Raw genomic sequence first — 14314 nt, 5'->3', positions numbered from 1 at the left:
CGCCTTCTGGCGGGGGCTGCGGCTGCTGGCGATGGACGCCACCTGCTGGGACGTGGCCGACAGCCCGGCCAACGAGGCCGCCTTCGGCCGCCCCGGCAACAGCCGCGGCCACGACAAGTCCTGCTTTCCCCAGGTGCGGATGGCCTGCCTGATCGAGGTGGGCACCCACCTCGTGCTGGACGCCGAGCTGGCCGGCTGCCGCACCGGCGAAGTCACCCTGGTCAGCCGCCTGCCCCGTTCCTGCGGGCCGGGCCAACTGCTCCTGGCTGATCGGGAGTTCCTCGGCGTGCCGCTGTGGCGGGCGTTCACCGCAACCGGCGCCGATCTGTTGTGGCGGGTGCCCGCCAACCGGATCCTGCCCGTCGACCGACTGCTGCGGGACGGATCCTGGCTTTCTCGTATCCACGCCACCGGCGACCGCGCCCACACCGATCCGGTCACGGTGCGGGTGGTGGCCTACCAGCTGCACGGCACCGGCCAGGCGGCCGAGGGCTACCGGCTGGTGACCACCCTGCTCGACGCCCGCCACTATCCAGCCCGCCAGCTGGCCGCGCTCTACCACGAACGCTGGGAAGCAGAAGCCGTCTTCGCCGAGCTCAAGACCCATCAACGCGGCGCCCGCGTCGTGCTCACCAGTAAGACTCCCGACGGCGTCCTGCAGCAGATCTGGGCCCACCTGCTCGTCCACCACGCGCTGCGCGAACTGATGGTCAGAACCGCCGCCACCCGGGACCTGGACCCCGACGGTGTCTCTTTCACCGAAACCCTGCGCTCCGCCCGGCGCAGCGTGACCATCACGCCGGGCAGTTTTTCCCCCTGACCTGCTGGTCAGAACCCTCGTCCTGCTCCAACACGACCTGCTCGAACGCCTCCTGCCACCCAGACGCCTGCGCAGCCAGCCCCGCGTCGTCAAACGCAAGATGTCCAACTATCGACTCAAACGGGCCGAACACCACACCTGGCCCCAACCCACCCACACCGGCACCCGAGCAGTCCGCATCCAGCGACCCCAACCCGCAACCACGTAAAACAACGGCATTGGGCTTAGGGGTCCTTGCACTATGCCCGCCCGGGTCGAGCGGCCTGGCACCGCTCCCCCAAGCTCTCGGCTGCGCTCGAGCAGGGGGCACCCCCATCCAGGGCTCTTGGGCGCCTTGCGATGCACGGCACCAGACCACGCGACCTCATCGGACGCTCATAGTGCAAGGACCCCTTAGGGTTTGCCGGGAAATAACTTGCGTGCTCCAGGTCTTGACACCGCAGCTCAGGACAGATGCTCGCCGACGATTTATTTCCCGGCAAGCCCTTAGAGGTCGTACACCACGGTGACGGGGGCATGGTCGGACCACCGCTCCGCATGGGTGGCCGCCCGTTCGACGACCGCCTTGACGGCCTTCCCGGCGAGCCGAGGGGTGGCGACCTGGAGGTCGATGCGCCACCCGGTGTCGTTGTCGAAGGCCCGCCCCCGGTAGGACCACCACGAGTAGGGCCCCGCGACGTCGGGATGCAGGGCACGTACGACATCGACGTACCCACCGGTCCCGGCCTCGAGCACACTCCCGAGCCAGGCCCGCTCCTCGGGCAGGAACCCGGAGTTCTTCTGGTTGGCCCGCCAGTTCTTGAGGTCCGCCTCCTGATGGGCGATGTTCCAGTCACCGCACACGAGAACCTCGCGCCCTCCGGCGGCGGCCCGCTCCCGAAGCCCCTCCAGATAGCCGAGGAACTCGGTCATGAACCGGACCTTCTCCTCCTGCCGGTCGGTCCCGACCTCCCCCGAGGGCAGATAGAGACTCCCCACCGTCACCCCTGGCAGATCGACCTCCACATACCGCCCGCTGTCGTCGAACTCGACGGAACCGAACCCGACCTGAACCCGCTCGGGCGCCCGGCGCGTGTAGAGGGACACCCCGGCCCGCCCCTTGGCCGCGGCGGGCGCGTGCACGACGTGCCACCCGTCGGGTTCCCGCACCTCCTCGGGCAACTGCCCAGGCTCGGCCCGCACTTCCTGCAGACACAGCACATCGGCGGAGGTCCCGGCCAACCACTCCACGAAGCCCTTCTTCGTGGCAGCCCGCAGCCCGTTAACGTTTACAGAGGTCACAGTGAGCACGGGGGCACGATACTGAACGCGGAGAGCGCCCGAGCCAGCACGTCCGCATAGTTATATCCTAACCGGCATGAATATTCGCCAGGTGCCCTTCGACCACCCCGACGCCGTCAAGCTCAACGACGAGGTCCAACTGGAATACGCCGAACGTTACGGCGACGGTGGCGACATCACCCCCCTCACCCCGGCGATGTTCAGCCCCCCGCAGGGCCTCTACCTGATCGCGTACGACGACCGGGACCGCCCGGTGGCCACCGGCGGCTGGCGCTCGCAGGAGAAGAACGACGAGGGCTACGCGAACGGCGACGCGGAGCTCAAGCGCATGTACGTGATCAAGGAGGCCCGAGGCCAGGGCCTCGCCCGCCGCATCCTGGCGGCGCTGGAGGAGGACGCGAGGGCCGCGGGCCGCATCCGCATGGTCCTGGAGACGGGCACGAAGCAGCCGGAGGCCATAGCCCTGTACACATCCAGCGGCTACGAACCCTGCGCCAAGTTCGGTTACTACCGCCACGAACCGAACAGCCGCTGCTTCGCGAAGTCCCTGTAGCGGACGTACGCGAACCGTTCGGAAGAGAAGAAGAAAGAGAAGAGGAGACGAAGCAGGCGACGCGACTCACGTTTCCGCGAGCCACGCCGCCTGTCGGCCGCGTATCAGGCCTTGGAAAGCGTGACCACCGACTCCTGCTGTCCAGTGTCGGCAGTCACCGGGTAGTCCCGGTCATCCGCTCGGGCCCTGCTGCGCATCGTCGCAGCGCCCGGCTGGAACGAGGTGCCGGGTTCCTGGCTGGTGAGGCTGACAGACCAGAGGACGGGCGCGCCCGGGGTGCAGGCCACAGTCGTCTCGAAGGACGTGCCCGGCGCCTCCTTCTTCTGGATCTGGAAGACCTGGCCGACGATCCAGACGCTCGCAGGCTTGTTGCACGTCACGGTGCCACCGACGGTGATCCGACCATCCGGGCCGTCCACCGTGCCCTCGGGGTCGACGTTCATCCCCATGGCGAGTTCAACCGGAGGTTCGGGCATGACCGCGTGAACCGCCCCGCGCAGAGGCACCGTCGATCCGTTGCAGTACTGCTCGAAGGTGGCGTCGAGTTCGCGGACATAGCCGTAGGGGCCGAAAGCGATGTGCTCGATGGTGAAAGACCCGGAGTTGGTGTTACAGCCCTTCTCGGTCCCGTTGTCGATCCCGCCGAAAACCAGTTCCGGATCCTCCGGCTGGGCGTAGGGCCATTGCTTCGTCCCGGTATACGTGGTGCCCTCAGTCAGCTTCTGACCATCGGGGGCGGCGACGATGAGACGCCAGAGCGTACCCGGCTCCGAATCTATCGCGACGCTAAGGCTGTTCTCGTCCCTGCTGGCCTGGACGTCGAACAGCTGGACCGCTCCAGCCGTGTACACATACGACTGGCCGCCCGATATGGGCTCACCCGGATCGCCGCTGAAGCTCAGCGTTCCCGACGCCGCGCCGTAGGCCTGTGCAGTGCCCGCCAGCGGTGCGGCCGTGAGCCCGACGGCCAGTGCTGCGACTACGCCCACTACCCGGGCAAGTATGCGTCCGGGCAAGGTACTTCTCGTCAAGGTTCCCCCAAGGAAGGTTTTTTGGGGAGGCCATCACGCCTCACTGGAGAAGCGTCGGAGCTCCGACAGACGTCACACTGGCCCCACAGGTCCCTTGGGCCACATGCCCCCGTACGCCGACCGGTCCGGCGCTTGTTCCATGACGAGACGAACACCCAGGCGTCCGCGGCCACGCTCCCGCTGCCGCAGATCTGCGTCACTGCTCTTGACCCCGACCGGGAGAGCAGGAGTTGGCGAAGCGAGCGGCCGGTGAGCCGTGGTCAGGACCGAACCTCGTCGCCACCCGAGGGCACCGCGCAAGCTCGGCAAGCAGATTGGGAAACAAGATCCAAAGCGGTTGCCGTACTTCGCTGCCATAAGGCACGTCAAAGCCCCGGTCGGTGATCACCTACCGGGGCTTTGAGCTGCGTGGACCTGAGGGGATTTGAACCCCTGGCCCCCTCGATGCGAACGAGGTGCGCTACCGGACTGCGCCACAGGCCCTTGCAACGAGTGAAACTTTAGCATCCCCGTCCGGGTGCTTGGAAATCCGTTCCCGGCAGGCCTCCTGGCTGGTCGGAATGCCGGTTTCACTCATTGGCGGCGCGTGGGCGATCGCCTTCCGCGTACTGGTCGAACAGGGGGGTGCGGCCCCTTTCGCGGGCGCGGCGGGCCGATGCCGCGCGGCGGGCGTCCGAGCGGGCGTCGTCGGCCGGCGGCTCAGGGTGGTCCTCCGCTTCGGCGTCCGCGTCCGCCGCCGCGGGCGCGGGCTCAGCGGCGGAGGAGCGCGCCGAACTCCACGCGTCGGGCGAGCCGAGGTCGACGTCGGAGGTGGCGCGCGGCGCGACCGGTGCGGTCACGTACGTCGGCAACGGCACCGGCACCGGGTCCCAGCTGTCGCCGCGCCCGGGACCGCGCTGCCGTTCCTTCTGCTGGTCCACCCACTCCGCGTGATCGGTCTGCTCGACCAGCGCGCGGCGGTCGGCGGCGAGCGCGGACAGCCCGGGGTCGACCTCCGGCTCGGGGCTTTCGTCGACCGCCTCGGGCTGATCGTCCACCGGGGCGGTGTGCCGGCGTCGCGACTCCCGCTCACGCAGCTGCTGGGCCGCGGCCTCGGCCCGGCGCCGGTCCATCGTGTAGGTGAAGCGGCGCCGTTCCTGCGCCCGCAGATGCGCGATGTACACGCTCAGCAGCACCGCCGGGACTCCCGGCGCCCACAGGAACGCCAGCCCGCCGACGGCCGCGACGATCGAGCCGAGCGTGAAGGCGAGGAACAGCACCGTGGTCGTACGACGTCGGCGCGCGAGCACCTTCGAGCGCCGGGCTCGTGCCGCGGCCTCCGTGGCGGCCTTCCCGCGCGCCGGGGCGTCGCCACGGAGCGCACCGGGCTTGCGCGCGCCGGGAACGCGGCCGTCGGGTGTCCGGGCACCGGGCACGCGCGCCTCCATCGGACGGGCATCCGGCCTGCGCGCACCGGGGTTCCCGGGCGCCGCCTTCCCGGAGCCCGAACCGGGGCGGGGGGCGGAACCGGCCGGCTGCCCCGACGGCTGGGGAGACTTCACCGACTTCGCGGGGCCGGACGGTGTCGCCTTGGCCGAGACCTGCTGGGCACCCTCGTGAGCCGCGGGGCTCGCCTCCCGGCGTCGCGCCCTGCCGCCGTCCTCCCGTTCTCGTGGGGGCACGGCGAAGGCCCGGACGTCCACCGAATCGGTGATCACGTCCGGGTCGGCGTCGGGCTCCCCCTCCTCGGTGGAGCGCGCCTTCAGGTCCCTGGCGTATCGGCGCTCCATCCCCGCCCTTCCGGACAGCAGCCGGATGGCGGTGCTGAAGCGTTCCGTCGGACGGGCTTCGTTCAGCTCGTCCTGCCTACGGAGCCACATTGGCACCAAGTAGGCGGCCCAGGCCCCGACAATGACTGCGTAGATGAGGCCGCTGCTGCTCACCCCTCACACGGTAGAGGGGTTTGCGTGAGCCCATCTGCCAATTGAGCCGGTGTGTCGCACGATCTGGCTGATATTTCGAGCTTTTTTTGTGACCGATGCGATCAGTCACCCACCTGGAGCGCGAAAATTAATGCCCCCAGGCGGTCGCTGTCCGATCATTTTCGAACAAGTATTTCATTTTCGGGGATCCGCGCCGTGTCCGGAAGTCCTAAGCCGTGTTCCGCGGAGTGTCCCGTGGGCTGTTTTGCGACGTGCCCCGCGCGCGGGTCCGCTGCCAACGACGCAGCAACCCGTCCGGCACCTCCTCCGCGGTGAGTGCGAACACGAGGTGGTCGCGCCACGCGCCGTCGATGTGGAGATAACGCGGACGCAGCCCCTCCTCGCGGAATCCGAGTTTCTCCACGACCCGCCTACTCGGACCGTTCTCGGGCCGAATGCAGACCTCGATGCGGTGCAGGCCCACGGTCCGGAAGCAGTGGTCGACGACCAGCGCCACCGCCGTCGGCATCACGCCGCGGCCCGCCACGGCCTGGTCCACCCAGTAACCGACATGCCCCGAGCACATCGACCCCCAGGTGATCCCGGCGACGGTCAACTGGCCGACCAGGCGCCCCTGGTACTCGATCACGAACGGCAGCATCCGCCCCGCGCCCGCCTCCGCGCGCAGATGCCGGACCATCTGCCGGTAGGTCGGCCGGTGCGTGATCGGCCCGCTGACGGAGGGCGGCGGGATGGTCGCCTCCCAGGGCCGCAGCCAGTCCCGGTTGCGCCGGTTCACCTCACGCCAGGCGCGCTGGTCGCGCAGCCTTATGGGCCGGAGGACCACATCGCCGTCCACCAGCTCCACTGGCCAGGATGGGCTGTTCAGCTCGCACCCCCAGAAGATCCGAGGTGACCACCACCGGTGGGCCGGGCGTGGTCGGGCCGGGGATGGTCGCCGCCGCGGATCTGCTCGACGGCATGCACGAGCAGGGGCTCCAGGACGGCGAGTCCGTCCCGAACGCCGCCCGTGGAACCCGGGAGGTTGACGATCAGCGTCCCGCCCGCGACTCCCGCGATCCCCCGGGACAGGGCCGCCGTCGGCACCTTCTCCCGGCCGAACGCCCGGATCGCCTCGGCGATGCCCGGGATCTCGCGGTCGAGGACCCTGAGCGTCGCCTCGGGAGTGCGGTCGGTGGGCGATATGCCGGTGCCGCCCGTCGTCACGATGACGTCGTAGCCGGCCTCCACGCCCGCGCGCAGGGCCGCCTCCACGGGGTCGCCGTCGGGCACGACCTGAGGTCCGTCCACCGCGAAACCGAAGTCCCGCAGCCCTTCGGTGATCAGAGGTCCGCCCTTGTCGGCGTAGATACCGGCCGCCGCGCGGTTCGAGGCGGTCACGACCAGAGCCCGGTAGGGGGCACGTCCGGCGGATGCCTCACCGACTGCCGTCATACCGACGCCTCCGTCCTCCGCGAACCTGCGCATGCGGCCCCGCGGACCCCGCAGACCCTGCGGACCCGCGCAGGTGCGACCCCACGGGCGTGCCCGGTCGTGCCGGCCGCCCTCATGCCGGAGCTCCCCGGTGCCAGTGCCCGGACTTGCCGCCCGTCTTCTCCTCCACCCTCACGTCCGTGATGACCGCCCCCTTGTCCACGGCCTTGACCATGTCGATCACGGTCAGGGCCGCCACGCTGACCGCGGTGAGTGCCTCCATCTCGACGCCCGTGCGATCGGTGGTCTTCACCGTGGCCAGGATCTCGACGGCGTCGTCCGCGACCGACAGGTCCAGTTTCACACCCGACACCGACAACGGGTGACAAAGCGGAATCAGGTCCGGAGTGCGCTTGGCGCCCATGATGCCCGCGATCCGGGCAGTGGCGAGGGCGTCGCCCTTGGGGACGCCCTCGCCGCGCAGGAGTTCGACGACCCTGGGCGAGACCAGGACACGTCCGCTCGCGCGTGCGCTGCGCGCGGTGACGGCCTTCTCCGATACGTCGACCATGCGGGCGGCGCCCGCCTGGTCGATGTGCGTGAGTCGGTCCTGTTCCTGTGCGGAGGGTCCGGGGGTCTCCCCCGGGGAAGGGACGGTCATGGCGCTCCCGGTCGGGCGTGTTGTGCGCGACACGGTACCTCCAACTCGGCGTTCGGAGCCGACCAGGATTGCCCGGACCGGCCCTCAGCGCCTACCGGGACGACGTGCAGGAGCGCCCTCAGCACCGACCGGAACCACGTGAATCGGCGCCCTCAGCCGAGCAGGACCACCTCGACCTCGGTGCCGGGCTCCACGGATTCGGTCTCCTCGGGGACCACGATCAGCGCGTTGGCGTGGGCCAGGGCCGCCACCAGGTGCGATCCGGCGCCTCCGACGGGGCGCACCTGGCCGTCCGCGTACCGTCCACGCAGGAACTGCCGGCGTCCGGCGGGCGAGGCCAGGGCCTTGTCGGCGGTCAGCTCCGCGCGCCTGGTGGGCCGGTGCACGTCGTCGAGGCCCATGAGGGTGCGGATCGCCGGTCGTACGAACAGTTCGAAGGAGACGTACGACGAGACCGGGTTGCCCGGCAGTGCCACCAGCGGGGTGTGCTCGGGGCCGATGGATCCGAAGCCCTGGGGCTTGCCGGGCTGCATGGCGATCTTGCGGAACTCGACTCCGCCGCCGGTCTCGTCCTCCTCGCCGACAGACTCGAGGGCCTCCTTGACGACGTCGTACGCGCCCACGCTGACCCCGCCGGTGGTGACCAGCAGATCGGCCCGGATGAGCTGGTCCTCGATGGTGGCGCGCAGTGTCCGGGCGTCGTCGGCGACCGCGCCGACCCGGTAGGCGATCGCCCCGGCGTCCCGGGCGGCCGCGGTGAGCGCGAAGCTGTTGGAGTCGTAGATCTGGCCCATGGCCAACGACTCACCCGGCTGGACGAGTTCGCTGCCCGTGGAGAGGACGACCACGCGCGGGCGCGGGCGCACGCGTACCGTGCCCCGGCCGATCGCCGCGAGGAGCGCGATCTGTGCCGGGCCGAGCACGGTGCCGGCGGCCAGGGCGAGGTCGCCGGCCCTGACGTCGCTGCCCTTCGCGCGCACGTGCGCGCGTGCCGGGGCCGAGCGGTAGACCTGTACCTCCGCCCCGGCGGCCTGGGGGGCCGCACTGTGGGCGTGCATCTTCGAGACCGGTCCGGCACCGAGACCGCCGTCGGTCCACTCGACGGGGATCACCGTCTCGGCGCCGGGTGGCAGCGGGGCGCCGGTCATGATGCGCGCGGCCTGACCGGGGCCCACGTTCGGCTGCTCGCCGTGGCCGGCGGCCACGTCCCCGATCACCGTGAGGACGGCGGGGATCTCGTCCCCGGCGCCCGCCACGTCCGCGACCCGCACCGCGTACCCGTCCATGGAGCTGTTGTCGAACGGCGGCAGTGACACCGGCACCGTGACGTCCTCGACCAGGACGCAGCCCTGTGCGTCGAGGAGTTGCAGTTCGATGGGCTCCAGGGGGCGTACGGTCGCGAGGATGTCCTCCAGGTGTTCGGTCACCGACCAGAGGCGGTCCTGGCCGGGATGCTCCTGACCGGAGTGATCCTGGCCGGTGACGCGGGTCGCGGCGCTGCTCAAATCGCTACATCTCCTCCGTGACATAACTGCGAAGCCAGGTCCGGAAGTCCGGGCCCAGGTCTTCACGTTCGCACGCGAGTCGGACAATGGCACGGAGGTAGTCGCCACGATCGCCGGTGTCATAACGACGGCCCTTGAAGATCACGCCGTGCACCGGGCCGCCGATCTTCTCGTCGGAGGCGAGTTGCTGGAGGGCGTCGGTGATCTGGATCTCGCCGCCGCGGCCCGGCTCGGTCTTGCGCAGGACGTCGAAGACCTCCGGGGCGAGGACGTAGCGGCCGATGATCGCGTAGTTGCTGGGGGCGTCCGCCGGGTCCGGCTTCTCGACCAGGTCGCTCAGTTTGACGACGTCGGACTCCACGGTGGTCTCCACGGCCGCGCAGCCGTAGAGGTGGATCTGCTCGGGATCGACCTCCATGAGAGCGATCACACTGCCGCCGTGCTCGGTCTGCACCTCGATCATGCGCTGCAGCAGCGGGTCACGCGGGTCGATCAGGTCGTCACCCAGGAGGACGGCGAAGGGCTCGTGGCCCACGTGCGGGGCCGCGCACAGGATGGCGTGGCCGAGGCCCTTGGGGTCACCCTGGCGGACGTAGTGCATGGTCGCCAGGTCGCTGGACTCCTGCACCTTGGCGAGCCGGCCGGCGTCGCCCTTCTTCTCGAGCGCCGACTCGAGCTCGTAGTTGCGGTCGAAGTGGTCCTCGAGCGGGCGCTTGTTGCGGCCCGTGATCATGAGAACATCATCGAGGCCCGCCGCCACGGCCTCCTCGACCACATACTGGATCGCGGGCTTGTCAACGACGGGCAGCATCTCCTTGGGAGTGGCCTTGGTAGCCGGCAGGAACCGGGTGCCGAGGCCCGCTGCCGGAATGACAGCCTTGCTGATCCTGGGGTACGACTCAGTCATGTGCGCAACCATATCCGGTGACTATGTGTGGAATGTTTGACTCCGGTTAATTCGCTCTCATATGAGCACATTAAGACGAGTTCGGGACCAAGCTGTGACATACACAGGGCGCGAGGCGGAGCCTGACAAGCGATTGTTGCGGCGGGAAATCCTCGCGGTGAGAAACAGGTTGACGGCCGATGACCTGCAGGAAGCGACCGCGGCCCTGGCACGGGCCGCCCTCGGGCTGAACGAGCTGGCCGGGGCGCACACCGTGGCGGCGTACGTCTCCGTGGGGAGTGAACCAGGCACCCGCGCGCTCCTCGATTCGCTCCGCGCGCGGGGTGTGCGCGTCCTGTTGCCCCTGCTCATGGTTGACAACGACCTGGACTGGGGGGTGTACGAGGGCGAGTGCTCACTTGAGCGCGTCCGACACGGCGGCCGCATGGCCCTCCTGGAGCCCGCGGGCGAGCGGCTGGGCCCCGATGCCGTCCTCGGCGCGGACGCCGTCCTGCTTCCCGGCCTCGCCGTCGACGAGCGCGGTATGCGCCTCGGGCGGGGCGGGGGCTCCTACGACCGGGTCCTGCAACGGCTGGAGCGGTCCGGTGCCACTCCGGCACTGGTGGTTCTCCTGTACGACGAGGAGGTCGTGCGACGCGTCCCCGAGGAGCCGCACGACCGGCCGGTGGACGCGGTGGTGACACCCTCGGGGGTACGGCGCTTCCGCACGGTCTCCTGACCGGCCGCGGCCTTCCTGATCGGCTGCACGGAAAACGGCCCTCCTCGCGCGCGTGGAGGGCCGTTTCACCGTTTCAAGGACCTTTCGCGGGCCCCGAGGAGTCGGATCAGGGCTGCAGCGACAGGGTGTCCTCCGTGGCCGCGTCGACCGCCTTCGCCGAGTACGCCCACGGCAGCAGTTCACCGTCGACCCACTTCTGGGTCTGGTCGGTGTAGTGGGAGCTGTAGGCGTGCCCGGAGGCACCGGTCAGGTTGATCCACTTCGACTTGTCGAGGTCCTCGAGGTTGACCACCATCCGCATCGACGGCACCCAGACGACCTGGTAGCCGCCCGCCGCGTTCCAGCCGGTGGCGTCGACCGCCGCTTCTCCGCCGCCCAGGTTGTAGGGGCCCCGGTTGAGCATGTACCGCAGGAAGCTCGGCCCCTCCGTGCCCAGGGTCTGGTTCTTCAGGTAGAGCCTGTGCAGCCGGCCCCAGCTCCAGGTGTCCATGTCCTTGCCGAGCTTGGCGGTCAGCTCCCACCGAGCGTCGGTCATGGCCCGCTTGAAGAGACCGTCCCGGTTGGTGACCGGGTCCTCGTTGCGCGGTCCGGGCGCGGTCCACCAGTCGCTCTTCTCCTTGTCGAGGAGGTCGCGGACCACCTCGAACCAGCGGTCGCCGCCGTCCGGCTGCGCGGAGTCGGCGTCGCGCTGGCCGCACTCGCGCACCTTGCGGTCCTCGTCGACGGGACCGGTCTGGTCGGTGGGCTCCACGTAGAGGCACTGGCCCTCGACCCGCAGCTCCTTGGGGAGCTTGTTGCCGAAGGCGAGCTTGAGGATGTTGCGCCAGACCGCGTTGAAGTAGGCCGCCGCCGCGGAGTCCGCGTCCTGGGTGTAGTCCCAGCCCTCGAGCAGCTTCTGGCCCTCGCGGACGTACTTGTCCCCGACGTCGATCTTGAGCAGCAGGGGCACCAGCAGCTTGGCGACCTCACTGCTGTTGTCTAGCTGCATCTGCCGCATGTCGTCGGTGGAGATCTTGCCGCCGTTCTTGGTCTTCGCGTCGATCAGGTCGATGATCCGCTGGCTGCGGGTGCCGTAGCCCCAGTCCGTGGTGAGCGTGTAGGGGTACTTGTCCTTGTCGACGACGGCCTGGTTGGCGGTCACGATGTAGCCGCGCTCCGGGTCGTACTCGTACGGCAGCTCGGACTGCTTGAGGTAGCCGGTCCACTTGTACTTCGAGTCCCAGCCGGGCACCGGGAGCGAGCCGTTCTGGCCCTGGGCGCGCGTGGGGATCTTCCCCGGCAGCTGGTAGCCGATGTGGCCCTCGGTGTCGGCGTAGATCAGGTTCTGCGAGGGCACGTCGAACAGGGCGGCCGCCTTGCGGAAGTCGGACCAGCCGGCGGCCTTGTCCATCGCGAAGACGGCGTCCATCGAGGTGCCCGGGTCCAGCGCCGTCCAGCGCAGCGCGATGCCGTAGCCGTCGCCGCGGTCGGGCGCCGCGGCGTCCACGTTGGCCTTCTTGCCGACCTGGACCAGCTCGTCGTCACGGTCGGACAGCAGCGGCCCGGCCTTGGTCTCCCGTACGACGATCGTCTTGGAGGTGCCGCCCGCGACCTTGATCGTTTCCTCGCGGGTGGTGAAGGGCACCACCTTGCCGTCGTACTGGTAGCCGTCCCCGGTGAGCTTCTGCAGGTACAGGTCGGTGACGTCCACGCCGGAGTTGGTCATGCCCCAGGCGATGTTCTGGTTGTGGCCGATTATCACGCCGGGCATACCGGCGAAGGTGTACCCGCTGACGTCGTACTGGCACTTGGCGCCGACGTCGCGGCAGTGCAGGCCCATCTGATACCAGACCGAGGGCAACGTGGGCGCCAGGTGCGGGTCGTTGGCGAGCAGCGGCTTGCCGGTGATCGTGTGGTCGCCGGAGACCACCCAGGAGTTCGAGCCGATGCCGTTGCCGTTCACCCCGACGGCCGCGGGAACGTCGTCCAGGACCTCGTAGAGGCCCGCGAGCTGGCTCTGGATGCCCGGGGAGCCCGCGATGGTCCCCGCGGCGCTCTGGGTTCCCTGCGTGGACGTGCCGGAGCCGGAGTTCTGCTCCCACGTCTCGGTGGCGCTGTCGTACTCGCCTTCCTGGACGATCGTCTTGTTCCGGTCGTACGGGTACGCCGGGTACAGGTCCTTGATCTGCTGGGGGCCGAGGCGGCTGGTCATCAGGGCCCGGTCGACCTCGTCCTGCATGTTGCCGCGCAGGTCCCAGGCCATCGCCTTGAGCCAGGCCACCGAGTCGACCGGGGTCCACTGCGCGGGCCTGTAGTCGTTGCTGAAGCCCAGGGCGGCGTACTCAAGGGAGATGTCCTCGGCGTTCTTGCCCTTCAGGTACGCGTTGACTCCCTTGGCGTACGCCTGGAGGTACTTCTTCGTCTCGGGCGAGAGCTTGGTGTCGTACTCCTTCTTGGCAACCCGTTCCCAGCCGAGCGTGCGCAGGAACTCGTCGTTCTTCACCTGGCTCTCGCCGAACATCTCGGAGAGCCGGCCGGAGGTCATGTGGCGGCGCACGTCCATCTCCCAGAACCGGTCCTGCGCCTGGACGTAGCCCTGGGCCATGAAGAGGTCCTCGTCGGACGAGGCGTAGATCTGCGGGATGCCGTATCCGTCACGTTTGACGTCGACCGGGCCCGTCAGACCGTCCAGTTTCACCGAGCCCTTGGTCTGCGGGAACGAGGCGCGCACGGTGCTGATGCTCCAGTACGCGCCGAAACCGACGCCTCCAAGGATGGCCAATACCAGGACAATCACGATGAGACGGGCTCTGCGCCCCTTCTTCCTGCCGGACTTGCCGGATTCCTGACCGGACGAGGTAGTGGGGGTGTTGGCGGGCATCGCTGTCCTTGCTGTCCTTCGCGAGCGGCGGCAGGGCGGGCTGTGCGGTTGTCGGAGCGCTGGAGCAACCATAGGCGCAGGCGCCCCGGGCACTTGACGCGGTGTCGTGTAACGAATAAGACGCGCGTTCGAGATCGCCCCCGAGTGTCAAGAAAGCGTCAAGAGTTAGGTAAGGTAACGAAGTACTTGGGTTGCCACGCGCGTCACTCGGCAATCCGGAGATCGCTACGCGGTGACACCGGCCCACGAAGGCACCGGCGTCCCGCACACGAGCCCGGGACCACCGTCCCGGCACCGGCCACAGGCCCCCACTCGGAGGCCTGGGTCATGACCGACACGGGCCCCGACCCCACTCGGAGGCCCGGGTCACTGACCGGCACGGGCCCCGACCCCACTCGGGAACCCACGGCCACCCACGGACCGACCGGCCCACGCAGCCACAGGCCAACGGAGCCCCACTCAGGGAATCCGCAGCGCCGACCGGCTTCGTACCGGCGTGCGCGCACGCGGGGCTGACCCACACGCCGGCCCGATCACACAGGGGCCCGGAATCGCACACACGACCGACCACACATACAACGAAGAAGATCCGGAACCCGCGCGGGGCCGGAGTCCCGCTGGGCCAGGCCCGCACGGGAGCCAG

Annotated in this window: 12 protein-coding genes and 1 tRNA gene; 3 read left to right on the top strand and 10 right to left on the bottom strand. The window is 69.3% G+C overall.

Annotated features, from left to right (window positions below; translation table 11 throughout):
- A partial coding sequence (locus EF387_RS05015; RefSeq protein ID WP_128375237.1) for an IS4 family transposase occupies positions 1–820 on the top strand: 820 nt, incomplete at its 5' end.
- A 486-nt stretch (positions 821–1306) separates the two neighbouring features.
- Here EF387_RS05015 and EF387_RS05010 read toward each other — a convergent pair.
- Positions 1307–2110 (bottom strand): exodeoxyribonuclease III, encoded by an 804-nt coding sequence (locus EF387_RS05010; protein WP_128375236.1) that lies wholly within the window; start codon positions 2108–2110, stop codon positions 1307–1309.
- Positions 2111–2177: 67 nt separating this feature from the next.
- Between EF387_RS05010 and EF387_RS05005 the strand changes: the two genes are divergently transcribed.
- Positions 2178–2654, top strand: coding sequence for a GNAT family N-acetyltransferase (locus EF387_RS05005; protein ID WP_128375235.1), 477 nt, complete (start codon positions 2178–2180; stop codon positions 2652–2654).
- Between the two features lie 104 nt (positions 2655–2758).
- On the opposite strand, the gene EF387_RS05000 is transcribed toward EF387_RS05005, so the two are convergent.
- From EF387_RS05000 to galU, 8 genes are all read right to left on the bottom strand, one after another.
- On the bottom strand, positions 2759–3643 hold the full coding sequence (locus EF387_RS05000; protein ID WP_128375234.1) for a hypothetical protein: 885 nt from the start codon (positions 3641–3643) through the stop codon (positions 2759–2761).
- Between the two features lie 451 nt (positions 3644–4094).
- Positions 4095–4168: transfer RNA gene (locus EF387_RS04995), tRNA-Ala, on the bottom strand.
- 86 nt (positions 4169–4254) lie between these two features.
- Positions 4255–5607 (bottom strand): divisome protein SepX/GlpR, encoded by a 1353-nt coding sequence (gene sepX / locus EF387_RS04990; protein WP_128375233.1) that lies wholly within the window; start codon positions 5605–5607, stop codon positions 4255–4257.
- A 208-nt stretch (positions 5608–5815) separates the two neighbouring features.
- Positions 5816–6454: a GNAT family N-acetyltransferase gene (locus EF387_RS04985; protein WP_128375232.1), complete on the bottom strand. Its 639-nt coding sequence runs from the start codon at positions 6452–6454 to the stop codon at positions 5816–5818.
- A 17-nt stretch (positions 6455–6471) separates the two neighbouring features.
- A complete protein-coding gene (locus EF387_RS04980) occupies positions 6472–7041 on the bottom strand; it encodes a MogA/MoaB family molybdenum cofactor biosynthesis protein (protein WP_128375231.1) in 570 nt (189 codons plus the stop codon).
- A 112-nt stretch (positions 7042–7153) separates the two neighbouring features.
- Entirely contained in the window at positions 7154–7681 is a 528-nt protein-coding gene (moaC, locus tag EF387_RS04975; protein WP_128375230.1) for a cyclic pyranopterin monophosphate synthase MoaC, read from the bottom strand.
- Positions 7682–7833: 152 nt separating this feature from the next.
- A complete protein-coding gene (gene glp, locus EF387_RS04970) occupies positions 7834–9186 on the bottom strand; it encodes a molybdotransferase-like divisome protein Glp (RefSeq protein ID WP_238431332.1) in 1353 nt (450 codons plus the stop codon).
- Between the two features lie 4 nt (positions 9187–9190).
- Positions 9191–10093: a UTP--glucose-1-phosphate uridylyltransferase GalU gene (gene galU, locus EF387_RS04965; protein WP_128375228.1), complete on the bottom strand. Its 903-nt coding sequence runs from the start codon at positions 10091–10093 to the stop codon at positions 9191–9193.
- 61 nt (positions 10094–10154) lie between these two features.
- Here galU and EF387_RS04960 point away from each other — a divergent pair, with 61 nt between their 5' ends.
- Positions 10155–10811, top strand: a complete 657-nt coding sequence (locus EF387_RS04960; protein WP_128375227.1) for a 5-formyltetrahydrofolate cyclo-ligase — start codon at positions 10155–10157, stop codon at positions 10809–10811.
- 106 nt (positions 10812–10917) lie between these two features.
- On the opposite strand, the gene EF387_RS04955 is transcribed toward EF387_RS04960, so the two are convergent.
- A complete protein-coding gene (locus tag EF387_RS04955) occupies positions 10918–13671 on the bottom strand; it encodes a penicillin acylase family protein (RefSeq protein ID WP_128375226.1) in 2754 nt (917 codons plus the stop codon).
- Between the last annotated feature and the right edge of the window lie 643 nt (positions 13672–14314).

This window comes from Streptomyces cavernae, assembly GCF_004023625.1.
In the GTDB taxonomy this organism is placed as follows: Bacteria; Actinomycetota; Actinomycetes; order Streptomycetales; family Streptomycetaceae; genus Streptomyces; species Streptomyces cavernae.
This window is presented reverse-complemented; position numbering and strand designations above follow the sequence as displayed.

Coding starts and splice junctions, on each gene's coding strand:
- galU (WP_128375228.1), bottom strand. CDS start 10,093: ATGACTGAGTCGTACCCCAGGATCAGCAAGGCTGTCATTCCGGCAGCG.
- EF387_RS04980 (WP_128375231.1), bottom strand. CDS start 7,041: ATGACGGCAGTCGGTGAGGCATCCGCCGGACGTGCCCCCTACCGGGCT.
- EF387_RS05005 (WP_128375235.1), top strand. CDS start 2,178: ATGAATATTCGCCAGGTGCCCTTCGACCACCCCGACGCCGTCAAGCTC.
- EF387_RS04960 (WP_128375227.1), top strand. CDS start 10,155: ATGAGCACATTAAGACGAGTTCGGGACCAAGCTGTGACATACACAGGG.
- moaC (WP_128375230.1), bottom strand. CDS start 7,681: ATGACCGTCCCTTCCCCGGGGGAGACCCCCGGACCCTCCGCACAGGAA.
- EF387_RS04955 (WP_128375226.1), bottom strand. CDS start 13,671: ATGCCCGCCAACACCCCCACTACCTCGTCCGGTCAGGAATCCGGCAAG.